Source organism: Bacteroides sp. D22, from assembly GCF_000163675.1.
Taxonomy (GTDB): domain Bacteria; phylum Bacteroidota; class Bacteroidia; order Bacteroidales; family Bacteroidaceae; genus Bacteroides; species Bacteroides xylanisolvens.
In genome coordinates, this window is sequence record NZ_GG774797.1 from 267,284 (window position 1) to 292,777 (window position 25,494).

12 protein-coding genes are annotated in these 25,494 nt (G+C 40.9%); 9 read left to right on the forward strand and 3 right to left on the reverse strand.

The window, feature by feature from the left end:
* Positions 1-84 precede the first annotated feature (84 nt).
* The 9 genes from HMPREF0106_RS20405 to HMPREF0106_RS20365 all read left to right on the forward strand — a co-directional run bounded on the left by HMPREF0106_RS20405 (position 85) and on the right by HMPREF0106_RS20365 (position 17,494).
* Positions 85-609: an RNA polymerase sigma-70 factor gene (locus tag HMPREF0106_RS20405; RefSeq protein ID WP_004301470.1), complete on the forward strand. Its 525-nt coding sequence runs from the start codon at positions 85-87 to the stop codon at positions 607-609.
* A gap of 78 nt (positions 610-687) precedes the next feature.
* The gene (locus HMPREF0106_RS20400) at positions 688-918 is read left to right on the forward strand and encodes a hypothetical protein (RefSeq protein ID WP_004312118.1); all 231 of its coding nucleotides are present in this window, start codon (positions 688-690) and stop codon (positions 916-918) included.
* A 12-nt stretch (positions 919-930) separates the two neighbouring features.
* Positions 931-3,495, forward strand: a complete 2,565-nt coding sequence (locus HMPREF0106_RS20395) for a glycoside hydrolase family 38 C-terminal domain-containing protein (RefSeq protein ID WP_009039050.1) — start codon at positions 931-933, stop codon at positions 3,493-3,495.
* A gap of 18 nt (positions 3,496-3,513) precedes the next feature.
* On the forward strand, positions 3,514-5,853 hold the full coding sequence (locus HMPREF0106_RS20390; protein WP_009039051.1) for a GH92 family glycosyl hydrolase: 2,340 nt from the start codon (positions 3,514-3,516) through the stop codon (positions 5,851-5,853).
* A 48-nt stretch (positions 5,854-5,901) separates the two neighbouring features.
* Positions 5,902-8,991, forward strand: a complete 3,090-nt coding sequence (locus HMPREF0106_RS20385; RefSeq protein WP_032851009.1) for a discoidin domain-containing protein — start codon at positions 5,902-5,904, stop codon at positions 8,989-8,991.
* 45 nt (positions 8,992-9,036) lie between these two features.
* A complete protein-coding gene (locus HMPREF0106_RS20380) occupies positions 9,037-10,443 on the forward strand; it encodes an SGNH/GDSL hydrolase family protein (RefSeq protein ID WP_050427846.1) in 1,407 nt (468 codons plus the stop codon).
* 9 nt (positions 10,444-10,452) lie between these two features.
* Positions 10,453-13,134 carry a family 78 glycoside hydrolase catalytic domain gene (locus HMPREF0106_RS20375; RefSeq protein WP_009039054.1) on the forward strand — a complete coding sequence of 894 codons (2,682 nt, stop codon included), beginning with the start codon at positions 10,453-10,455 and terminating at the stop codon, positions 13,132-13,134.
* Positions 13,135-14,167: 1,033 nt separating this feature from the next.
* Positions 14,168-16,312: a TIM-barrel domain-containing protein gene (locus HMPREF0106_RS20370; protein WP_032851010.1), complete on the forward strand. Its 2,145-nt coding sequence runs from the start codon at positions 14,168-14,170 to the stop codon at positions 16,310-16,312.
* 384 nt (positions 16,313-16,696) lie between these two features.
* A complete protein-coding gene (locus HMPREF0106_RS20365) occupies positions 16,697-17,494 on the forward strand; it encodes a KilA-N domain-containing protein (RefSeq protein WP_004301479.1) in 798 nt (265 codons plus the stop codon).
* Positions 17,495-17,749: 255 nt separating this feature from the next.
* Here the strand turns inward: HMPREF0106_RS20365 and HMPREF0106_RS20360 are convergent, their stop codons facing one another.
* Genes HMPREF0106_RS20360 through HMPREF0106_RS20350 form a run of 3 tightly spaced genes read right to left on the reverse strand, consistent with a single transcriptional unit; the run spans position 17,750 to position 25,473 of the window.
* Positions 17,750-20,845: a SusC/RagA family TonB-linked outer membrane protein gene (locus tag HMPREF0106_RS20360; RefSeq protein WP_009039056.1), complete on the reverse strand. Its 3,096-nt coding sequence runs from the start codon at positions 20,843-20,845 to the stop codon at positions 17,750-17,752.
* A 6-nt stretch (positions 20,846-20,851) separates the two neighbouring features.
* Positions 20,852-22,627, reverse strand: coding sequence for a RagB/SusD family nutrient uptake outer membrane protein (locus HMPREF0106_RS20355; protein ID WP_004320977.1), 1,776 nt, complete (start codon positions 22,625-22,627; stop codon positions 20,852-20,854).
* 14 nt (positions 22,628-22,641) lie between these two features.
* Entirely contained in the window at positions 22,642-25,473 is a 2,832-nt protein-coding gene (locus tag HMPREF0106_RS20350; protein WP_004320976.1) for a SusC/RagA family TonB-linked outer membrane protein, read from the reverse strand.
* Between the last annotated feature and the right edge of the window lie 21 nt (positions 25,474-25,494).

Sequence of the window (25,494 nt, forward strand, 5' to 3'; positions counted from 1 at the left end):
ACTAAGAAGTAGGCTTTTTTCATCTCTATATTTGCATCACAAGATTTTTGATAACTGAATACTAATCTAAAGAAACACACAACTATGAGTTTTTCAGAATTGTATCTTATTTATTATCCCAAACTAGTTCGGTTTGCAAAAGAATTTGTGATGTCGGAAGAGGATGCTGAGAACATAACGCAAGACGTGTTTACAGACTTATGGGAAAAGAGAGAGTCAATGAATCATATTGAGAATATGAATGCTTATCTTTTCAGACTTGTGAGAAACAAATGTTTGGATTATTTAAAGCATAAAGTATTCGAGCAAAAGTATGTCGAGAATGTGAAGGCTTCTTTTGAGATTGAGTTGAATCTGAAATTGCAATCTTTGGATCGTTTTGATGTATATGATATATCAGAAAGAAATCAGATGGAGAAACTGATACGGGATGCTATCAATAGTTTGCCTAAAAGATGCCGTGACATATTTTTGTTAAGTCGCATGGAAGGATTGAAGTATAGGGAAATATCCGAACGTTTGGGCATTTCGGTAAATACAGTGGAATGTCAGATGGGAATAGCACTAAAAAAGTTGAGAGCAAAACTCAATGTAACATTGGCTGCATAACTTTTTAATGATTTTATCGGTATTTTTTAGGGGTATTTATTGAGATAATCGTTCTTTGATAAAAAAAGGACTGTGTATATGGAGAATTGTCTGAATAAATATTTTGCGGATGAATTTACTTCTGATGAAAAAACAGAGTTTCTCATAGAAGTGGAAAACAACGAAAGGCTGAAGGAAGAATTTATAGAAAATCAGACTTTGCTGGCACTCGTTGATTGGATATCTCCGGAATATGAAAATAATAAAGAAGTTGTCCAACATAAATTATATGAATTTATGTGTAGAATGGAGCAACACAAAGATAAATAGGTTTAGGATACCATGAATAAAATTTATATCATATTACTGACTGTTTTCTTTTATGCAAATGTTTATTCTCAACAAGCTTATTTTGTTGATGGGTATCATGGCGGGATATATGGCCATTATCCGGTAAAGTGGAAAACTCAATTTATTGTGGATCAGCTGGCTATGCATCCGGATTGGCGGATTTGTATGGAGATAGAGCCTGAAACATGGGATACAGTCAGAGTACAGACTCCGGAGGCTTATTTGCGTTTTAAAGAGATGGCTACTAGTAATCAGGTAGAGTTTACGAACCCTACTTATGCACAGCCTTATTGCTATAATATCTCGGGAGAGAGTATAATAAGACAGTTTCAATATGGTATTGCTAAAATAAACAAACATTTTCCGGGGGTAGATTTTGTAACCTATTCGGTAGAAGAACCTTGCTTCACAAGTTGCTTGCCACAAATCCTTAAACAGTTCGGCTTTAAATATGCTGTATTAAAATGTCCCAATACCTGTTGGGGAGGGTATACTGCTGCTTATGGCGGAGAATTGGTTAATTGGGTGGGACCGGACGGGACTGCAATCTTGACCGTTCCCAGATATGCTTGTGAAAAACTGGAGCCGGGATCAACTTGGCAGACAACTGCTTGGGGAAATTCGGATGCTTATTTAAAAGATTGCCGTAACGCAGGTATCAAACGCCCCGTTGGTATGTGTTTTCAGGATGCCGGATGGAAAAACGGCCCATGGCTGGGAAGTGGAAAGAACACAAAAAATAACTCTATATATGTGACATGGAGAGATTACATTGAAAATGTCTCCATTGGAAAAACGGATGATAACTGGTATTTTTCACAGGAAGATATACATGTGAATCTTATGTGGGGAAGTCAGGTTTTGCAAAAAATAGCGCAAGAAGTACGTGTTTCAGAAAATAGAATTGTCATGGCAGAGAAAATGTCTGTAATGGCTTATCTGGAAAATAAATATATTTGTCGACAGGCAGATATGGATGAGGCTTGGCGTACACTGATGTTGGCACAACATCATGATTCGTGGATTGTGCCTTATAATGGACTGAATAGAAAAGGAACATGGGCTGATCAGATTAAGCGATGGACAGACAGTACCAATCATATTGCAGATGGAATTATTGAGGCATCTATGCAGAGCTTTAATGAAAAGTTTATTCCGCAAAATAATGCTCAACAGCAATATATACGTGTTTTTAATACATTAGGAATGAGAAGAAAGGAAGTCGTAAATGTTCTTCTGCCTACGGAATCTGAAAATGCGGATTTAAGTGTTTATGACTGGAAAGGTAAAGATATAGGTTGTTTGGTAGAAAATGAAGGTAAAGAGATAAGATTATTTTTTGAGGCAGAGATTCCTCCCTTTGGTTATTCCACGTATTGTATAAAAAAGAAAGAAGCCGGTAAGAAAGAGGCTTCGGAGAGTAGATTCGTTTTGGAAGGTAATAAGGTGAATAAACAGGAATACGTGGTTGAAAATGATATGTATAAAATTGTTTTTGACTTATCAAAGGGAGGAACCATAAAAAGCCTGATAGCTAAAAAAGAAGGGAATAAGGATTTTGCAGGTAAAACGGAGAAATATGCTTTAGGGGAGTTACGAGGCTTTTTTTATGAAGAAGGCAAATTTCGTTCTTCTATAGAGACTCCGGTCAAGCTGACAGTAGTAAGGGATAATGTATATGAGCAAGAAATTAAGATAGAGGGTGAGATTGCTTCCCATCCGTTTACACAAGTAATCACTCTCACTAAAGGAACGAGACGAATCGATTTTGATTTGACGGTTGACTGGAAAAAGAATGTAGGTATTGGTGAATATAAAGAGGAACGTTGGCGTGATAATCGTCGAGCTTATTGTGACGATCGGTTTAAACTAAGTGTATTATTCCCGACTGATTTACATGCTCCCCGTGTCTATAAAAATGTACCGTTTGATGTATGCGAAAGCAAACTGACTGATACTTTCTTTGGTTCTTGGGATCAAATCAAACATAATATTATACTTCATTGGGTTGACTTGGCTGAACAGGAAGGCGACTATGCTCTGGCTTTATTATCAGACCATACTACTTCTTATTCTTATGGAGAGGGCTATCCATTAGGACTGACTGCTCAATATTCGGGTGGAGGACTTTGGGGACCTGATTATAAAATAACACACCCTTTGAGGATGAAGTATGCAATTATACCTCATCGTGGCAAATGGGACAAAGCATCAATCGCAGATGATAGCGATTGTTGGAATGAACCATTGCTGCATTCTTGCTATCCAGTGGCAAAACCGGAATCGAAATCATTTATTGATTTACAGAATACTGGTTATCAAGTGAGTGCTCTTCAAATGAAAGATGGAAAGGTACTATTGCGCCTGTTCAATTCTGAAGGGGACGAAAAATTACAAAAGGTTACCATTGACATGCCATTATCCGGAGTGGAGGAAGTTGATTTGAATGGACAATGTATCGAAAGAAAGAAGATAAAAACACGTGCAGGTAAATCGGAAATGATGATTTCAATGCCTCGGTTTGGTATTAAGACTTTCGTTCTTAGTTTGACTTAAAATAATTAGATTATTGTTATGTATAAAGCGACTGCTAATCTTTTAATTGTTTGCTTTTTGTGTTGGATGACGGGTTGCTCATCAACCAATACCGTATCGGAAGATTGGGTTCCGACCGATTATGTAAACCCGTTTATTGGTGCCAGTACTAGTGTAGGGGCTGCCGGTGTTTATCACGGATTAGGTAAAACTTTTCCCGGAGCTACGACTCCGTATGGTATGGTACAGGTTAGTCCTAATACAATAACGGGAGGTGATAACGGTTCCGGATACAGTGATGAACATAAGACAATCGAAGGATTTGCCTTTACCCAGATGAGTGGTGTGGGATGGTTTGGTGATTTGGGCAATTTTCTTGTGATGCCTACAACTGGTGAATTATATAAAGTGGCAGGTAAAGAGAATAATGATAGTATAAAAGGATATCGTTCGGCTTATAACAAAGCCACTGAAACGGCTAAGGCCGGATATTATTCGGTAGAATTGACTGATTATCATATCAAAGTAGAAAGTAGCGCGACACCGCACTGTGGAATTTTACATTTTACTTATCCTTCTAGTGACCAATCGCGTATTCAGATTGATTTAGCTCGTAGAGTAGGGGGAACATCTACTTCGCAGTATATTAAAGTTGTAGATGATTACACCATTCAAGGATGGATGAAGTGCACACCTGATGGTGGTGGATGGGGTAATGGTGAAGGAAAAGCCGATTATACCGTTTATTATTATGCACAATTTAGTAAACCTTTGACTAATTATGGCTTTTGGAGTGCAGATATTCCCGAACATTGGGTTCGGAAACGTGATGAAGTAGTGAGTATTCCTTATTTGACTCGTGTATCACAAGCTCCGGTTATAAAAGACAAGAAAGAACTGACGGGTAAACATCTGGGCTTTTTTACTGAATTTCCAACGAAGGAGGGAGAGACTGTAGAGATGAAAGTTGGTATCTCTTTTGTTGATATGGAGGGTGCTGCAAATAACTTTGAACAAGAAATAGCCTCTAAAAATTTTGGACAAGTAAAGCAGGAAGCTACTGAATTGTGGAATAAAGAACTTAATCGTGTCCGGATATCCGGTGGTACGGATGATGAAAAAACGATATTCTATACTGCCATGTATCATACGATGATTGATCCTCGTATCTATACAGATGTAGACGGACGTTATGTAGGCGGTGATTATAAAATACATACGGCTGACAGCACTTTTACAAAACGTACTATATTCAGTGGATGGGATGTATTTCGTAGTCAGTTTCCTTTGCAGACTATAATTAATCCGCGTTTAGTAAGTGATGAACTGAACTCATTGATTACTATGGCAGATCAGAGTGGGCGCGAATACTATGAACGTTGGGAATTGCTGAATTCCTATTCCGGCTGTATGTTGGGAAATCCTGCTTTGTCTGTTTTGGCGGATGCTTATATCAAAGGGATTCGTACGTATGATGCAGAGAAAGCGTATCGTTATGCCATTAACACATCCCGTCGTTTTGGTAATGATTCATTGGGGTATGCTCCGGAACCATTGAGTATTTCAACCACTTTGGAGTATGCTTATACTGATTGGTGTATATCTCAATTAGCGAAAGCTATGGGGAAAGAAGATGATGCCAAATGTTTCTATGAAAAGGGACAGGCATATCATCATATTTTTGATAAAGAAAAGGGGTGGTTCCGTCCCCGTAAAGCAGATGGAACATGGGTAGAATGGCCGGAGAATGCACGTCTTAAAGAATGGTATGGGTGTATAGAAGCAAACTCTTATCAGCAAGGTTGGTTTGTACCTCACGATGTTACGGGAATGGTGAATTTGATGGGTGGTAAGGAGAAAGTTATTGCGGATTTAACAGATTTCTTTAATAAAACTCCTTCTAATATGCTGTGGAATGAATATTATAATCATGCGAATGAACCTGTGCACTTCGTTCCTTTTTTGTTCAATCAGCTTGAAGTTCCCTGGTATACTCAAAAATGGACACGCTATACATGTGAAAAGGCTTATGCAAACAAAGTTGAAGGAATTGTTGGCAATGAAGATGTAGGTCAGATGTCAGCGTGGTATGTGTTGGCTGCTTCCGGTATTCATCCTTCCTGTCCGGGAAATACACGTATGGAGATTACAAGTCCGGTTTTTGATAAAGTAGAGTTCAATCTTGATCCCAGCTATTATACTGGTAAGAAATTCACGGTGATAGCTCATAATAACAGCATAAATAACGTCTATATACAAAAGGCCTTGTTGAACGGTCAGGAATACAATAAATGTTATCTTGATTTTGCGGACATTGCAGCCGGAGGTACATTGGAGCTGTTTATGGGTGATAAACCTAATGTTGAGTGGGGACTTTGATTGAATAACATACTCTAAAACAAATTGTTACTTTAAAATCTTGATAGTATGATGAATAAACTTGGGCTTATCATTATATCGGTTATATGTGCTCTAATCCAGACAGGGTGTGCAGAGCAGAGTACATGGATGTCTTTGAACAGCTCTAATCCTCGGATTATCTGGGAAGTGAAACCCCAGGCAGATTTAGAGAACATAACCGGAGAGCAGATTTCTACTCCGGAATTTAAAATGTCCGATTACGTTAAAGGTGTGGTTCCCGGAACTGTTTTTACTGCTTATGTTGAAGCAGGAATCGTTCCAGATCCTAATTATGCCGATAATATTTATAAAGTAGACGAAACGTTTTATAACCGTCCTTTCTGGTATCGTACGGAATTCGAACTCCCGTCTTCTTATTCGGAGGGGAAGCGGGTATGGCTTCATTTCGACAATACGAACCGCTTTGCCGATTTCTATTTTAATGGTGAGAAGATATCAGGAACAAAAGCATCTACTAAAGATGTAAGCGGTCACATGTTACGTTCGAAGTTTGATGTAACTAATTTGATAAAGAAATCCGGTAAGAATGTGATAGCTGTTCTGATTACCGATGCCGATCAGAAAAAGACGCGTAAGGCTAAAGACCCGTATGGAGTTGCGTGTAGCCCCAGTTATCTGGCTGGTGCCGGTTGGGACTGGATGCCATACGTTCCGGGACGTCTGGCTGGTATCACAGGCAATGCTTATCTTGTGGTAACAGGAGATGTAGTGATGGAAGATCCTTGGGTACGTTCAGAGTTACCGACCTTGCAGAAAGCAGAGCTTTCTGTCTCAACAGATATTAGAAATGCTTCTTCTTCCCCTAAAGAAGTCGTTGTATCCGGAGTGATTCAGCCGGGGAATATTTCTTTCTCTAAAGACATTCGGGTAGAAGGAGGAACAACAGCCAGACTATCTATTAACAAAGATGATATAGCGCAATTGGTTGTTGATCATCCGAGGCTTTGGTGGCCGAATGGCTATGGTGATCCCAATCTTTATACTTGTAAGCTGACTTGTTCTGTAGATGGAAAAGTGTCGGATGTAAAAGAAATGACATTCGGTATCAAGAAGTATGAGTATAAAATGGTCGATAATGTAGTGGGATATCCTGTTCTTACATTCTTTATCAACGGACAGAAGATCTATCTGAAAGGTGGAAACTGGGGAATGAGCGAATATCTGCTTCGATGTCAGGGTAAAGAGTATGAAACGAAAATCAGACTTCATAAGGAAATGAATTACAATATGATCCGTCTATGGACAGGGTGTGTTACTGATGATGAGTTTTATGATTATTGTGATAAATATGGGATTATGGTATGGAATGATTTTTGGTTATATGTAGCATACAATGACGTGGCGCAACCGGAAGCATTTAAAGCGAATGCCCTTGATAAAGTCAGACGTCTTAGAAACCATCCTTCTATTGCTATTTGGTGTGGAGCAAATGAAACGTATCCGGCACCTGATTTGGATAATTACCTGCGTGAAATGATTGCGAAGGAGGACAATAATGACCGTATGTATAAGTCTTGCTCCAATCAGGATGGATTGTCCGGAAGTGGTTGGTGGGGAAATCAACCTCCAAGACACCATTTTGAAACTTCAGGCAGTAATCTGGCATTTAATACACCGGCTTATCCATACGGTATTGATCACGGTTACGGTATGCGTACAGAAATAGGAACGGCCACTTTCCCCACATTTGAAAGCATCAAAGAGTTTATCCCGCAAAAAGACTGGTGGCCTCTACCTACTGATGAGCAGTTGAAGAATGATGATGACAATGTATGGAACAAACATTTCTTCGGTAAGGAAGCGTCTAATGCCAACCCGGTTAATTATAAGAATTCAGTAAACACACAGTACGGAGAATCATCCGGACTGGAAGAATTCTGCGAGAAAGCGCAAATGCTGAATCTTGAAGTGATGAAAGGTATGTATGAGGCTTGGAACGATAAGATGTGGAATGATGCAGCCGGACTTCTGATCTGGATGAGCCATCCGGCTTATCCCTCGTTTGTATGGCAGACTTATGACTATTATTACGATCCTACAGGTGCTTATTGGGGAGCAAAAAAGGCTTGTGAACCTTTACATATCCAATGGAATGCTTCCAATAACAATATAAAAGTAATAAATACTACAGCAAAGGACTTGAAAGGTGCAATAGCTAAAGCTGCAATTTACAACTTGAATGGAAAAGAAGTGCCTGCATACGGACAGGCAAAACAGGTCGATGTGGCAGCCAGCAACATTGCAGAAGCATTTTCTTTGAACTTTAACCCTTTCAATCTGGCTTATGGAAAGAAGGCTGTAGCTTCTTCTTCAACAGGTGCCTCTAAAAGTGCTTCAATGGTTACTGACGGAGGAGCGGGAAGTCGTTGGGAAAGTGCATACAGTGATCCTCAATGGATATACATTGATCTTGGTAAAGAAGAAAAGATAGAAAAGGCTATTTTGAAATGGGAGGCAGCTTGTGCTAAGAAATACGAACTGCAAGTATCGAATGATGCGCAAGAATGGAAAACCGTTTATGCCAACAAAGATGGAAGAGGTGGTACTGAACAGATTGAATTGGAACCTGTTACAGCACGTTATGTGAAATTGGCAGGCATCAGCCGTGCCACACAGTTTGGATATTCATTGTTCGAATTCGAAATCTACGGTGAGAAACCAAAAGAGATAGAAGAACTGACTCCGCTTCATTTTATCAAGTTGGAACTGACAGATGTCAAAGGTAATCTAATCTCTGAAAACTTCTATTGGCGGAATGGTGTGAATGATCTTGATTATACATTGCTGAATACACTCCCAGAGGCCGATTTGTCTTGCCGATTGGTGGATAAATCGATGTCTGACGGAAAGATGAAGATCGCTGTAAAGAACAATTCCGAGACTGTGGCTTTTGCTAATCGGGTGAGGCTTGTTAATAAGGCTACGCAGAAAAGAATACTTCCAATAATTATGTCCGATAATTATGCGACGTTGATGCCGGGCGAAGAAAAGGTTATCACTATGGAGGCAACTCCCGAACTGTTGAAAGGAGGCGTAAGTGTATTGGTGAAACAGTATGGGAAAGCAGAGAAGAATAAGCTGGATATAGCAGATTGATTGTTGTACGGTTATCTTTATGGTTTGATTAAAAGAATAAAGAAAATGGCTAATAGACTAAAAATGAGGATACTCTTGTTGTTATCTTTAGTTTATATAAATTGCGATTACTTACAGGCACAAATAACAATACCTCGGTTTGAAGAAGGGGAACGTGTGGTATTTGTAGGAAACAGCATTACTCACGGCGGACATTATCATTCATTTATCTGGTTGTATTACATGACTCGTTTCCCGGATAAACCGATTACTATCATGAATGCCGGAATTGGTGGAGAGAGTGCATGGGATATGAAGGATCGCTTGGACTATGATGTTTTCAACAGGAAACCAACTTATGTGACTCTAACTTTCGGTATGAATGATACCGGTTATGATATTTACATGAAAGACGATGCAAAAGAACTGTCGGAACAACGGATTGCAAAGTCATTGGAAAGCTATCGGGAAATAGAAGAACGCTTACTGGCTAAAAATAAAATAAAGAAAGTTTTGATTGGTGGTTCTCCTTATGATGAGACTTCCCGGTTTAATAATTTTATATTGCATAATAAGAACAACGCCATTTTAAAAATCATAGATGCCCAACGTACATCGGCTAAAAAGAATGGCTGGGGTTTTGTTGATTTTAACCAACCGATGCGTGAGATAAGCAGAAAGGAGCAGGAGGCAGATTCTACATTTACATTCTGTAGGATAGATAGAATTCATCCGGATAATGACGGACAGATGGTCATGGCCTATTTGTTTCTGAAAGCACAGGGACTGGCTGGGGATGAAGTGTCATCAGTATCTATTGATGCATATCATTCATCTGTAATAACCCATAAGAACTGTAAGATTTCAAAACTAAAAAAGAGCGGAGCTGATCTGACTTTTGATTATCTGGCGTATGCTCTTCCTTATCCGCTGGATTCTATTTCTAGAAGTGGTTGGGGAAATAAAAGGTCACAACGCGATGCAATGCAGTTGGTTCCATTTATGGAAGAGTTTAATCAGGAACGTTTTCAGGTAACAAACTTAGAGAAAGGAATGTATCGGTTAACTATAGACAATCAGTTTATTGACAATCTCTCATCCGAAAAGTTGGCGAATGGTGTGAATTTGGCAGATTACCCAAATACTCCCCAATATCAACAAGCTGCGAAAATCATGTATCTGAATGAAGAACGGTTTGAAGTGGAGAAACGTTTTAGAGAATACTTGTGGACCGAATATTCATTCCTGAAAAAAGAAGGATTGTTGTTTGCAGACGATCAGAAGGCTATTGATAAGCTAAAAGAGTACTTACCTAAAGATGGGTTTCTCAGGATGAGCTACGACTGGTATATAAAAGCGATGAACCCCGAAATACGGGAAGTTTGGAGCAATTATATAAAGAGTCTCGTTGAAACAATTTATAAAATCAATAAACCTGTCATTCATAAAGTGAGGCTGACAAGAGTTGAATAATAATAGAAGATGAATAGAATGAAACGATTGTTATGTTTAGGTTTGATTTGTTATTTCTGTTGTCTGTCGATGATAGTATATGGAAATGAGAATACTTCGCCTTTCTATTTGGCGGAATTAAAATGTGAGAATCTTATTAATCCTTTGGGGATTGATAATGTAACTCCTCACTTCAGTTGGAAGTTAAAGGGGGACGGCTGGAAAGGCGGGCAAACTTATTATGAAATACAGGTAGCTTCGGATAGTATTCTGTTGGTGCAGGATAAAGCAGATTTATGGAATACCAGAAAATTGAAATCCAAAACTTCGGTTATGGTACCTTATCGAGGGAAGACTTTAACTTCTCGTTCTTTGTGTTATTGGCGGGTACGTGTTTGGGATGCTAAAAAACAAGCTTCATCATGGAGTCCTGTTGCCCGTTTTGGAGTTGGCATCTTGGATCAGTCACAGATGAAAGGAGAATATATAGGGGCTTCTGTTGAAGGTGGTAAGATTTGTGCTCCTATTCTTCGCAAGAAAGTGAAATTGACTCAGGGAGAGACTTCTTTCCTGCATGTAAATACGTTAGGTTATCACGAAATTTATATCAATGGGAGAAAGGTTGGGGAGGACGTTCTGACCCCTGCTGTATCACATTTATCTAAACGTTCACTAATTGTTACTTATGATATTACTCCTTATTTGAGAGAAGGAGAAAATGATTTGCTTATCTGGCTGGGACAAGGTTGGTATAAAACGACGACTTTCGGAGCAGCTTATGAAGGTCCGCTGGTAAAAGCAGAATTGGATGTGTTGAGAAATGGTAAATGGGAAGTCGTTACGAAGACAGACGGATTATGGTACGGATGTGAAAGTGGCTATTCGGATACAGGTACTTGGCGTGCTTTGCAGTTTGGAGGTGAGAGGGTGGATGGAAGGATTCTTCCGCGAGATCTTTCAACACAGGCTTTAGACAAAATGAAATGGACTCCTGTTGTGAAAGTGAATGTTCCCGATCATATCGCTTCCCCTCAAATGTGTGAGATAAACAAGATACATCAGATTTTGCAGGCTGTTTCTGTAAAGAAGCTGGGTGAAAGTCTCTGGCTGGTAGATATGGGGAAGGTTCAGACCGGATGGTTTGAGATGCAAATGCCTATATTGCCGGCAGGTCATGAAGTTATTATGGAATATAGTGATAATTTGACGAAAGACGGTGAATTTGACAAGCAAGGTGAAAGTGATATTTATATATCTGGTGGTAAGCAAGGAGAATACTTCAGAAATAAATTCAATCATCACGCTTTTCGATATGTGCGCATTTCCAATCTTCCTCAAAAACCGGAAACAGGTGCTATGAAATCTCTGCAGATTTATGGAGATTATAAACAGACCGCAACTTTTGAATGTTCGGATGCCGACTTGAATGCTATTCACCAAATGATTCAGTATACGATGAAATGTCTGACTTTTAGTGGATATATGGTAGACTGTCCGCATTTGGAACGTGCAGGATATGGTGGTGATGGAAACTCCTCAACGATGTCTTTGCAAACGATGTACGATGTAGCTCCAACATTTGAAAACTGGGTGCAAACATGGGGAGACTCCATGCGTGAAGGAGGAAGTTTGCCGCATGTTGGTCCTAATCCGGGTGCCGGTGGCGGCGGTCCGTATTGGTGCGGATTCTTTGTACAGGCTCCCTGGAGAACGTATGTCAACTATAATGATCCCCGCTTGATTGAGAAATATTATTCTCAAATGAAAGAGTGGTTTAAGTATGTTGATAAATATACAGTAGATGGTTTGCTGAAACGTTGGCCCGATACCAAATACCGTGACTGGTATTTGGGTGATTGGCTGGCACCTATGGGAGTAGATGCAGGTAATCAGGCTTCAGTGGATTTGGTAAGTAACTGTTTTATCAGCGAATGCTTGAGCACTATGTATAAGACAGCCATAACATTAGGAAAAAGAGAAGAGGCGGAAGAGTTTGCTATGCGTAGAGAAAAACTCAACAAGTTGATTCATCAGACGTTCTACCGTGAGGATGAAGGGATCTATTCTACCGGTTCACAGTTGGATATGTGCTATCCTATGTTGGTAGGTGTTGTACCTGATTCTTTGTACAATAAAGTGAAAGAGAATGTCGTTGCCATGACCGAAGAAAAATATAAAGGACATATTGCTGTTGGTTTGGTTGGAGTGCCTATTTTGACAGAATGGGCTGTTCGGAATAAACAAGTGGATTTCTTCTATCAAATGATGAAGAAACGTGATTATCCCGGTTATCTGTATATGATTGACCATGGTGCGACAGCGACTTGGGAATATTGGAGCGGAGAACGAAGTCGTGTGCACAATTGTTACAATGGAATTGGTACTTGGTTTTATCAGGCTGTAGGAGGAATACGTCTTGACGAGGCTAAACCTGGATATCGTCACTTCTATGTCGATCCTCAAATTCCAAACGGTGTGACCTGGGCAAAAGTAACGAAAGAATCACCTTATGGCACAATTGCTGTTAATTGGAAGTTGAAAGATGATAATCAGTTGAATCTTCAATTGACAGTTCCTGCCGGAACAACGGCTACAGTTTGCATCCCTAATAATGCTGTCTCATGTAAAAAGAATAAGAAGAAAGTGAGCGTTAAGGAGCAGACTGTTGATGTAGAAGCAGGGCATTATGATTTTCTATTTAATTTGAAATAGATACCCTACTAGAGTGTATTTATGATTTTCATTTCTCATATTCTCATTCATTAATCATAAATAGCAGAAAACTAATAGAATAGACTATGAGAAATGATTTCTAAGACGGCATTTCTCATAGTTTTTCCGTCAAATACCCCGTATTTTACCTTGTTTCTCATACTTGTTAGATTCATTTCTCATAGTGTTTTTCCAATCAACCTATACAAGAATAAAGAAGCAACTAGTCAACGATTATCAGGGAAGTACATATTCTTCTTGTCCCATATATTGTGGGAAGGTATTCCCTATTAACAGGGAAAAGATTCTCTTATTTTGTGGGAATAAATTCTCATAATATTAGGGAACATTTTCCCATAATATATGGGACAATCGGAACTACAGTTTATCTTCAACCAGAAAAAAGGAGAAGTATAGTATTTAACTATGAGAAATACTCTGAAATACTATGAGAATAAGGTGAATTTTAAGCTAAAATAGAAGGTGTATTATGAGAAATGCCGTCTTAGAAAGTATTTCTCATAAGCTATTTATTTGACTATTTGTTGTTTATCAGTCACCTATGAGAATATGAGAAATGAAATTTAAAAATCTTCTCTAGAGACTGCTGAATTTTTTATTGATACATTTAAAAACGTACCGTAATAAACTAAATTATCATTTAATTTAAATCTGTGCAGAAACAAAATTAACTTTAGGAAAATTGTCTTGTGAATTGACTTGAAGTTAATCGCCTTGATTATTATTTTTATATGATTCTTTTTAAATTTCTCTTTAGTGGTTTCTTAAATTTCAAGCGTTCATAGTATAAAGTTCAATAGATATAGGTAAAAAGTTAGGATTGGTGTTTGAAATTCCACAATATTCCTCCGGTCTGTTTATTCTTCTTTTATGAGTGACCGGAGGAGTTGCTGGAAATCCTGTTTGACCAAAATGAAAATATGATATCATGAGGACTGTTTTCCAAGCTTTTGATTATGAAATTGCCAGACTAAAATCCGTTGGCGGAACTAATAACTAAAATAATATTTAAATGAGAAAAAGAATATCGTTATTGCAAATGGCTGTTTTCTTCTTTACGGCTCAGGTAGCTTGGGCAGGTAATATAAAAACAGAAAAAGTAACACTGGTAGGAAATGGAATTGTAGAATTTATCCCCGTAGGGTATGATGTTTCCCGTACGCCTTCATTAATTCTCTCCCATGAACCGGAAAAGAAAGGTGAAGTACCGGAAAACTGGAAATTAGTTCCTCAATTTACGATGACTGATGGCAAGGCAAATGCCTCATTGGATGTTCCAGCCGGAATAAGTCTGTATGGAGGTGGTGAAGTGACCGGTCCGTTGCTGCGTAATGGGCAAAAGATTAAAATGTGGAATACGGATAATGGTATGTATCGGGTTGATGGTGGCTCACGTCTGTATCAAACGCATCCGTGGGTATTGGGTGTTCGTCCGGACGGGACAGCATTTGGCGTATTGTTTGATAGTTTTTGGAAGGCTGAATTGATTACTAATTCAGATAAAATTGAATTTAATACTGAAGGAGCACCTTTTCGTACTTATATCATAGATCGTGAATCTCCGCAAGCTGTATTAAAAGGACTTGCCGAATTGACCGGTACTATAAGTATGCCTCCCAGATGGGCAATTGGTTATCATCAGTCTCGTTTTTCTTACGTGCCGGAAGCTAGAGTGAAAGAAGTTGCCAATACTTTTCGTGAAAAGAAGATACCGTGCGATGTAATATGGTTTGATATCAACTATATGGATGAATTCCGTGTATTCACAATCAATGACAGGGATTTTCCCGATCCGAAGCGCATGAATAAGTATCTGCATGATAATGGATTCCATTCCGTGTATATGATAGATCCAGGCGTAAAAGTGGATGATAACTATTTTGTGTATAAAACCGGAAAAGAGCAAAATGCTTTTGTTTGTGATATCTATCGTAATGAGTTTCACGGGAAAGTATGGCCGGGTGCTTGCGCATTTCCTGACTTTACCCGTCCGGAGACGCGCACTTGGTGGTCCGGACTTTATAAAGACTTTATGGCTAATGGAATAGATGGCATTTGGAATGATATGAATGAACCGTCTGTATTTGATGGTCCTGGGGGAACGATGCCGGAGAACAATATTCATTTAGGAGGAGGCAACTTACCTATTGGTAGCCATTTAATGTATCATAACGCTTATGGTCGTCTGATGGTCGAAGCTTCTTATAATGGCATGATGGCTGCTAATCCAGGCAAACGTCCATTTCTTCTTTCCCGCTCCAATATTATTGGCGGACAGCGTTATGCAGCCATGTGGACGGGCGATAACGAAGCTACTTATGAACACATGAAACTTTCTATACCGATGTCTATTACATTGGGGTTGTCCGGTCAGCCTTTCAATGGTCCGGATATAGGTGGATTTGCTGGGAATACGACTCCCGATTTGTGGGGAAACTGGTTAGGCTTCGGTGCATTTTTCCCTTTTTCCAGAGGACATGCTTCCTGTGATACAAATAACAAGGAACCGTGGGCATTTACTAAAGATATAGAAAAGGAATCACGCATGGCATTAGAACGTCGTTACCGTTTGCTGCCTTATCTCTACACTGCTTTTCATGTGGCTCATAAAGATGGACAGCCTGTGATGGCTCCGGTTTTCTTTGCCGATCCGAAAGATGAAAGTTTGCGTGCTGAAGAGCAAGCTTTCATGTTGGGGACAGACCTGTTGATAATTCCTGCATTTGCAAAGAATCCTTCTCTACCCAAAGGAATTTGGGAAAATTTATCTTTGGTTAAAGGAGATACAAAAGGTAAATATCAGGCTAAATTAAAAGTGAGAGGTGGTTCTATTATTCCAGTAGGCAAAATAATTCAGAATGTGAATGAAAATTCATTCGACCCATTGACTTTAGTTGTTTGCCCGGATGAGGATGGCAAAGCGGAAGGCTCTTTGTATTGGGACAAAGGAGATGGATGGGGATTTCAGAAAGGAGATTATAAACAGCTAACTTTTAAAGCAGAGTTAGTAGACGGGCATCATCTTATTGTAAAAGTGACAGAAGATAAAGGGGAAGACCAAATTGATTTTGGAATGATAAAGGTAGAAGTATTGCATGCTGGCCATACTTATAAATCTTCTGGTGATATAGCTAAAGGCATTACAGTGAAATTGTAAGGGAGAATACAATAAATGAGGAGTTCGTTTATTTAACTATCTTCTTTTTGTACTGTTTAGAACTAAACTTCATCCTTATAATCCAAATGTGATTACTAAAAATAGCTTCCAGTCAAAAACATCAGTAAAAAAGGTTTTTGACTGAAAGCGAACCGAAAGCAAAAAAGAGAGATGAGTTCAGTCTCTTTTTTAGAGCCTCTATATTCGTTTAATAGAGCCTCTGTTTAAGTGAAATGCAGGCTTCGTTTCACTTAAACAGAGGCTCTGTTTTATTCACCTGACGCGTTCTTTGACTTGTTGTAAACGAAAACTATTCATAAATAATGTGTTAGGGATTGAAGGGAAAAGTGTACCTTTGCCCATCGTTTAACCGGAGAAGACAAGATGACCAAAATAACAGTATTGACTACAGACATCAATGTAGTGTCTATTAATAACGAAGATTATATCTGCATTACTGACATGCTAAAAGCCAAAGATGGCGATTTCTTCATATCAGACTGGCTGAGAAACAGGAATACACTGGAATACCTCGGTATATGGGAGCGGTTGTATAACCCAGGATTTAATTATGGCGAATTCGCCACAATTAGAAATCAGTCGGGGTTGAACAGTTTCAAAATCAGCGTGAAAGAATACGTGGAGAAGACCCATGCTATCGGTATTCAAGCGAAAGCCGGAAGATATGGAGGCACCTATGCACACAAGGACATCGCATTTGAATTTGGAATGTGGATTAGTGCTGAATTTAAAATCTATTTAGTCCGCGAGTTCCAGCGCCTTAAGGAGCAGGAACTCGCGCAACTGGGCTGGAGTGCCAAGCGAGAACTGTCGAAAATAAATTACCGCATCCACACCGATGCTATCAAACAAAACCTTATCCCGGCAGAAGTCACACCACAACAAGCTTCCCGCATCTACGCCAGCGAAGCCGATGTGCTGAACGTTGCCATGTTCGGCCTCACTGCCCTCGAATGGCGCGATGCGCATCCCGACCTGAAAGGAAACGTCCGCGACTATGCCACGGTGAACGAATTGATTTGTCTCTCGAACATGGAGAATCTGAATGCCGTATTCATAGGAGAAGGACTTCCTCAGCACGAAAGGCTTGTCCGGCTGAACCGGATAGCTATCCAGCAGATGCAGATACTGGAAGATGTAAACAAGAAGTACCTCAAGTAGCTGCTTTTACCAGAATGAACCGATAGATTTTTAGCACGACAACTATAATAGTTTTCGTCCCGCTCCGCACACCGACTTGTGTGTGGAGTGGGACGTTTTCGTTTACGGCAAGCCATGTACCCCTACATGTACGGATTCGGCTTCCTATCAAATAATAATGCTTGATTTACAATGTGTTATCAATGAAAAAGGGGATGCATCTATGAAGACGCATCCCCTTTTTCATTGATACTACTATGAGTATTTATCAGTTTATTAGAATGTAAGTTGTACTCCTAAGTTAAACACGCGCTGGTTCATGTATGCATCACCGGCGGAGTTGGACTTGATTTCCGGGTCTTGTTGATACTTATCAAAACTTGTCCATGTAAACATGTTGTAAGCATTGAGATAGACACGGAGGTTTGTAAGCCATGAAGGCAACACTTTTGTGGGCACTTGATAGGAGACGTCGATGGTTTTCAAGCGGATGTACCAAGCATCAATCAACCAAAAGTCGGACATATACGCTGCTGCGCTGTTTACAGTCGACGGATTGCTTGTTAAGCGCGGAAATTCGATGGCTTCACCGTTCAGGTAGCGTTCTAATGTCCAGCGTTTCTGGTGTAGAGGTTGGAATTGACTCTTGAAAGGTTCGATACCTATGCCGTTTACCGAGAAACTGTAGTTGAACGAACCTTGGAAGAGTACGCTCACTGACAATCCTTTCCACGAACCACCGATTGTCCATCCCAACGTGGTGTTGGGTAAGTTTGGCTTACCAATAGCTCCCTTGTCGAAGTCGTTGATAACACCGTCTCCGTTCAAATCTTTGTATTTCAAGTCACCGGCTTGGATAGGAACGTCGGTATTGGGCACAGCCGGTGCATTTGCGGCTCCTGCATGAATCAAGTCCACTTCTTCAGGTGTATAATAACCTATCCAAGTGTAACCGAATGGTTGACCGATAGGACGACCTGTTGCCGACAACCAATCGTATCTTTGTTGTGCTTCGGCATTAAATTCTACCTTATTCTTAGCATACGAGAATACGAAGTTGGTATTGAAGTTGAACTCACCGAAACGGTCTTGATAACCAATCTGTCCGTCGAAACCCATATTGCTGGTGCGTGCCACGTTGATAGGTGAAGTACCCACACCTAAGATCTGCGGTATGTCATTGCGTTTCACAAGCTGATTGTATCGTTTGTCATAGAACCAGTCGAAAGTAAATGAGAAGCGGTCGAATGCATTGAAGTCGAGACCTATATCAAACTTCTTGGCTTCTTCCCATGTCACACTGCTATTACCAAGGTCACCTTCCGTAATAGCAGTGGAAGTGACATCGCTTTGTCCGAAATTATAAGCATTATCAGTTGCTGTATATATCTGGTTGTAAAGGTAGCGGTTACCCATAGCTACGTCCGAACCTACAATACCATACGAAGCTCTGATTTTCAATAGTTGGATGAAAGATATGTTATCCTTGAAGAACGATTCTTCGGAGATACGCCAACCCACACCAATAGCAGGGAATATTCCGTAGCGGTGTCCTTCGGCAAAACGGTCGGTACCGTTGTATGCAACATTGAAGTCGACCAGATATTTATCTTTATATTTGTAACCTACGGTAGCGGTAAGACCCTGAAAGTTTTCGGGAATCTTTTCTCCTGTATCGTCTGGATTTTTTTCTACGGTACGGCTTTGGCGGCTATACAGCAACGTGGCACTAACGTCATGTATTCCATTGAATATGCGTGCATAGTTGATGGAGGCCTGAACATCCAGATTTTTCACAGCCTGGTTGGTTCCGGCCGTCAGAGCATACTGTGAATAAGCATATTTACGGTTGGGGTTGATGTTATACTGATCCGTAGTAGGATCGTAGTGGTAGGTAGGGTACGCATCTTTTCCACGGTTTACTTTGCGGAAGACTTCGTCAATGGTAGAGTAAGCAATACGAGCATTGGCTGACAATCCTTTGGTGAGCCAATCCATCTTCCAGTTCACACCGTAGAGAATGTTGTTATCGTTACGGCGTGTACGCGTGTAACCTTCGTTAGCCAAACGTGCATTCAATGTAGGTCCGTAACCGTCCACATCTGAAAGATAAGCATACGATCCGTCCGGATTGAGTACCGGTGCCGAATAGGGGTGCATGGCGGTGAAATTGTAAATCTCGCCTGTAGCATTCAGACTACTCGGTTCGTTGATGTTCATGAAGCGCGAACTGAAGTCCAGACGCATAGTCAGATTATCAGTAACAGTAAAGTCCAAGTTGGTACGGTAGTCAAAACGGCGGTAAAAATAGCCGGTATTCACATCGTCATCCGCTTTAGCAAAGTTACGAACCAAACCACCTTGTGAGAAATACCCCCCGGATACGAAGTATTTCAAACGTTTGGTACCACCCGATACGTCGACATTGATGTTCGACTGCATAGCCGATTTTTTGAACACTTCGTCGTACCAGTTTACATTAGGATGTCCGTATGGGTCGGAACCGTCTTTAAACAGTTCCAAATCATGTTGTGTAAACATTTTAGTCAAACCATCGTTAGTACGTGCCTCGTTGACTAACAGGGCGGTGTTGTATGAGTCTAAGAAGTTGGGTTTACGGACAGGTATCTGACCGCCGGCTTCTGCACGCACATGGATCACAGGTTTTCCTTCTTCACCGCGACGTGTCTTGACTACCAACACACCGTTAGCACCCTTGATACCATAAATAGCAGTCGTTGATGCATCTTTCAAAATAGATATGCTTTCAATCTCATTGACATTGATTTGCGACAGCTGTTCGTAACTGTATTCCACATCATCAACCATAATAAGTGGCTTGTTACCGTCCTCATTCAAGGAACTGACACCACGGATAAAGAAGTCGGAAGCATCTTTTCCCGGCTGACCGGAACGTTGCTGACTGAAGAAGCCGGGCAGTTTACCCGATAATGTATTCTGTAAGCTACTTGTAGGAACTCTACGTAATTCGTTGGCTTGAATACCGCTCACGGCACCGGTCAAAGTGATACGTTTCGCGCTGCCGCGACCTGTGATAACAACTTCGTTCAGGTTGTTGGCTTCGGAAACCCTTAATGCGATATTCAGTGTGCGCTGATTTGTTATTGCGACTTCCTGATTTTGATAGCCCACAAACGAAAATACCAATGTTTCGCCACGTTTCACTTCCAGCGAATATTTTCCATCTATATTGGTGATGGTACCCCTTCCGGCTCCCTTTACCAGAATACCAGCTCCGATAAGCGGTTCGTTGCTTTCCCCATCAATAATGGTACCGCTTATCGTAAACGATTGGGAGTATGCCTGTACAATGCAGAGGAGGCACAAGAATGTTATAATTACTCTTTTCATAAGATATTACCAATTAGGGTTTTGAACCATATTCTTATTTTTTATTACTTCCGAATAAGGAATCGGATAGAAATAACGTTTATTGTCCCATTGTACATTGAGTACAGCTTGCGGAACATAGGTCGTGGAAGTCTGTGATTTAGTGATGTACATTCCTTGAATAGGCTGTGCATAGACCTGTTCGGCAAGTCGCCAACGACGAATGTCCCAATAGCGATGCTCTTCAAAAGCCAATTCAATGCGGCGTTCATTCTGAATCACTTTGCGCATTTCGGCTTGCGTCAAATTGTGTGTCTGCTCATTGGTTGTTAGTCCATACAAATTCTTTTCACCAGGTTCGATACCTGCACGTCGGCGCAGGGCGATGATAGCATCATATACAGCTTGTGAAGGAGTAGACAAATATTCGTTTTCGGCTTCGGCAAAGTTCAGAAGTATTTCGGCGTAACGGAACATCACCCAGTTGTGTTGTGTGTCTTGATATTCGTTGGCTGCTTCGAAATCACCCATAAACTTGCGCATGTAATAACTCGTGAGCGAGTACGACGAACCAAGAGGATTATTGGCTCCACCCTGCCATGTTTCCATCGTAGAGTTCACCCATGACGAACCATTGTGTATAATGGTATATTCCAAACGTGGATCACGTTGTGCGTAAGGAAGCTGTTCATTGTATTCATATTTACCTTTATCATTGATAAAGTGACCGTCTTTCATTAAAAAGGCATCGACTAAATTCTGTGTGGGATTGGTGCGGCCGTTTCCTTGTTTGGCACCGCTAAGTCCCAATGGACCGTTAGCTGTTTCCACCGTCTTATCCATTGCGTTTTCACGGAAGAAGATAACTTCTTTATGTTCGTTTGAATACCAATTGGTAAATACATTTTTGAAATTATCGTCAAGTCCCATGATAGCTCCGTCACCTGTTCCGTACGTGTTAATAAAGTTGCGGGCGGCATCGGCTGCTATTTTCCAACGTTCGCGATCATAAGAGGCATATCCTATCAACTCATTACCAGATTCAATGGGCTTTTCGTTGAATAACGGACTTGCTGCATAGAGCAATACACGAATCTTCAGTGCCTGGGCAGCCTGTGTGTTTACTACGTGTGCGCTAGCGGCGGCGTCAGGTAGTGGCAGCGAACGAAGGTCATCTTTGATATCGTCAAGCTCACTTACAATATACTTGATACATTGCTCGAACGTGCTACGTGGCAATTCGATGTTTTCGTTCAATTCGTACACTTTATCACCGATAATGGGCACTCCACCGTAGCGCTTCACCAATTCAAAATAGAAGTAAGCACGCAGGAACCGGGCTTCGGCTTTCATAGAATCATTGAGCCTGCGTGTATTACCGAGTGCATCAGTGTAAGTAGTGTTGAAAGGTACTACGTCAATGCCACTCAACAGAATGTTCACGCGGCGAATCACCAAATAAGGGTCGCTCCAAATCATATCCGAGTTAATAAAATTGGAGGCACTGTAACGTCCGATGGCCAGTTTGTATACATCGGACTCGGACGAAATAACAGAGAGCGCATCGTCGGAAGCGGCATCCAGGTAGTCACCATTTACGCCGTTGTGTCCATTACGCATGTAATAGTAGATGCGGTTGAGGTATTTACGTACTACAGTTCCGTTGGAGTCGGTCTTCGAGAAGAGGTAATCTTCTGTAAACATATCTACAGGCGTACTCTCATAACTGTCTGTACATGCGGCAGCACTCAATAACAGCATAAATGCTCCTACTGCCCATGTGCCATATTTATTTTGTTTCATATCCATCATTTTTATTAGAAGTTAAGATTGATTCCAGTCGTAATGGTGCGCTGTAACGGATAGCTGGTGAAGGTAACTTCAGGGTCTTGCAAGCGGGTACGTGACCATGTGAGTAAATTTTGTCCCTGTACAAATATTTTCACGCGCAGTCCGCCTAAGTAATTACGGCAGAAGTTTTCGGGTAGTTTGTACGATACGGTGGCGTTCTTGAGACGAATGTAGTTTCCGTTCTGTACAAAGAGTGAAGAGTTCCAGTTGTTTCCGTAGTTGTACATATTGCCTCCGGCAGTCAGTCTCGGATACGTAGCTGTTTCAGCAGTTTCGGGTGTCCAACGATTCAGCAAATTGGTGTAAGCTTGTCCGTAGCTTTGTCCGATCACTTGGAATCCTTCGAGCAACGTGCGGTCGCTATTATATAAGTCGCGGTTGTAAGCACCTTGGATAAGTGCTGTAACTTCCAACCCTTTCCATTCAAAGCCTAAATCAATACCAAAATAGCAAGTCGGTTTGTCGCCACCAATCACAGTACGGTCGAATTCGTTGATTTCGCCGTCACCGTTCATGTCTTTGTATTTCACGTCACCCGCTTGAATATTGTTGAAGCCGTTCATTACGGGATAACCATCGGCTATGTCTTTAGCTGTGAGGAATCCGGTAGCTACCAATCCGTAGATGGTACCGGTGGGTTGACCTGTCATTTTCAGATAGTCGTAAGGTACGTATTGCTCGTCCATGAACAACCGTTTGTTCTGTTCCATACTCCAGTTGGCTGATACATAATAGTTCACCTTACCGATGTGATCTTGCCAGCTAAGTTGTGTTTCCAATCCGTAGTAACGTGTTTTTCCGATATTTTCTGCCGGATAAGCAATACCCAGCAATTCGATGCTCTTACCACGTGATTGCAATATGTCATAGTAGTAGTCATTGTAATAGTCGGCCGAGAGAGTCAAACGATTCTTTAACAAGGTTAAATCTAAACCTACATTGACCTTCCTTCCTTTTTCCCATGTCAGGAGGGTATTAGCCAATGGGGATATTTCTGACACTGAACCTCCGTTGCTCATGGATGTACCGTTGCTATACCAGAATCCGCCATCTTCATTGTATCTCTTTAAATAGCTGAAGTAACCGGCATTGTCGATTCCGTTTCCTGTATGACCGTATGTGGCACGTAACTTGAGTTGGTCTATCTTCGATGCCTCCATAAACTTCTCTTTGCTGATATCCCAACCCAGACCTACTGCCCAGAATGTTCCCCAGCGACGTCCATTGTCATAGCGGTTGTAATAACTTTCCGTTACGGCTGCTTGCGCGAAGTATTTGTTATCGTAATTGTATTCAACTTTCTGTCCGATGTTCGACGGAATCATAGGCAGGTCGTAGTTGTTGAGTATAGTACGTGTATCGCCCCAAAGTGAAGCTTTTACACCATGCATACCGAATTGGCGTTCCCAGTCTACATACATTTTGCCATACATATATTGGTACGTCGATACTGAACGGTAACTGTTGGTTTGTGAACTTACATCTCCATACTTGTCATAAGCCTCGTTGCCTTGTTGGGTTATGCTGTATTGAAATACTTGTGCCTGTTTAGTACGAACGATAGCATTACGCACTTGCGATGAGATGTTTCCCGTTGCACCAACAGAAAGTCCTCTCACCAATTTATCGAAGTCATATTTCAAATTAATGGTTCCTACGACGTCGCGGGTATTGCTTGAGATATATCCCGAACCAGTGGTCTGTGCATAGAGGTTTTGGGTATACGAAGCGTTACCACCATACGTACCGTTGGGATTTAAGACGGGATAAGCATTGTTGGGAGTTTGCCATACGTTGCTCAAAAGGTCGCTGTATCCTGTCCCCGAAATACCTCCAGGTTGGTTTCCTTCCTCTATACGTCCCATTAAAGACATGCTTACCTTAAATTCATCTGTCACGTTGATGTTTACCTTCGATGTGATGAGATACCGGTTGTACTTGAAATTGGTGTTGTAGCTATTAGCATCGCTCGTCTTGAACAATCCGTTTTCGCTGTAATATCCCAAACTTACAAAGTATTGAGCCACCCGTCCGCCACCTGTTACATTCAGATTATAGGCTTGCGACGTAGTAGAATTGTTCATAATAGCATCTTTCCAATTTACGTCGGGATGCAGATAAGGGGAAGTTCCATTACGATAGGCTTCGAAATCATCATACGTATAGAGTGGTGATTTGCCATCATTGAGCAATGCTTCGTTGAGCAAATAAGCATATTGATAAGCCGAAAGTGGATTTGGGCCAGATTTCAATGCACTGGATATACCAAACTTTCCGGTGAGTGAGAGATGGAAACCACCTTTTGCATCAGGATTTTTGGTAGTAATAATCAATGCACCACGTGAACTGCGCATTCCTAAAAACATATTGGAAAGGGCATCCTTTTGAATGGTAACCGATTCAATGGCTTCGGGATCTATGGAATACAGGTCACGTTCTACACCGTCGACAATGGCTACAGGCGATTGTCCGCGTGCTGAAATGAGAAACTCCGAATTATCTCCGTAGATACCTCCACCTACATTAGGAATAGCTCCCACTATATCGGATTTAGTATTGGCATCAGTCCGTAACAGTTGCATGCCACGGAAAGGTGATACATTAAGACCTTTCAATCGTCCTTGCAATCCGGTAAGGATGGTGGCTGACTGATATTTTATCAAGTCGTTGGTATAAACCGTCGAAGATGCCCCTAGGGTATTACTTTTAGTGTGATCCACACTGTCTATCGGTGCATCTTGTGCCTTTAGTGCGACGGCAGCTATACATAGTAGTCCCGTCGTTATCATTTTATACATATTCTGTTTCATTATCAGTAG

Excerpts from the sequence above, each read along its gene's own strand:
- HMPREF0106_RS20405 (WP_004301470.1), top strand. The coding sequence starts at position 85 with ATGAGTTTTTCAGAATTGTATCTTATTTATTATCCCAAACTAGTTCGG.
- HMPREF0106_RS20400 (WP_004312118.1), top strand. The coding sequence starts at position 688 with ATGGAGAATTGTCTGAATAAATATTTTGCGGATGAATTTACTTCTGAT.
- HMPREF0106_RS20395 (WP_009039050.1), top strand. The coding sequence starts at position 931 with ATGAATAAAATTTATATCATATTACTGACTGTTTTCTTTTATGCAAAT.
- HMPREF0106_RS20390 (WP_009039051.1), top strand. The coding sequence starts at position 3,514 with ATGTATAAAGCGACTGCTAATCTTTTAATTGTTTGCTTTTTGTGTTGG.
- HMPREF0106_RS20385 (WP_032851009.1), top strand. The coding sequence starts at position 5,902 with ATGATGAATAAACTTGGGCTTATCATTATATCGGTTATATGTGCTCTA.
- HMPREF0106_RS20380 (WP_050427846.1), top strand. The coding sequence starts at position 9,037 with ATGGCTAATAGACTAAAAATGAGGATACTCTTGTTGTTATCTTTAGTT.
- HMPREF0106_RS20375 (WP_009039054.1), top strand. The coding sequence starts at position 10,453 with ATGAATAGAATGAAACGATTGTTATGTTTAGGTTTGATTTGTTATTTC.
- HMPREF0106_RS20370 (WP_032851010.1), top strand. The coding sequence starts at position 14,168 with ATGAGAAAAAGAATATCGTTATTGCAAATGGCTGTTTTCTTCTTTACG.
- HMPREF0106_RS20365 (WP_004301479.1), top strand. The coding sequence starts at position 16,697 with ATGACCAAAATAACAGTATTGACTACAGACATCAATGTAGTGTCTATT.
- HMPREF0106_RS20360 (WP_009039056.1), bottom strand. The coding sequence starts at position 20,845 with ATGAAAAGAGTAATTATAACATTCTTGTGCCTCCTCTGCATTGTACAG.
- HMPREF0106_RS20355 (WP_004320977.1), bottom strand. The coding sequence starts at position 22,627 with ATGAAACAAAATAAATATGGCACATGGGCAGTAGGAGCATTTATGCTG.
- HMPREF0106_RS20350 (WP_004320976.1), bottom strand. The coding sequence starts at position 25,473 with ATGTATAAAATGATAACGACGGGACTACTATGTATAGCTGCCGTCGCA.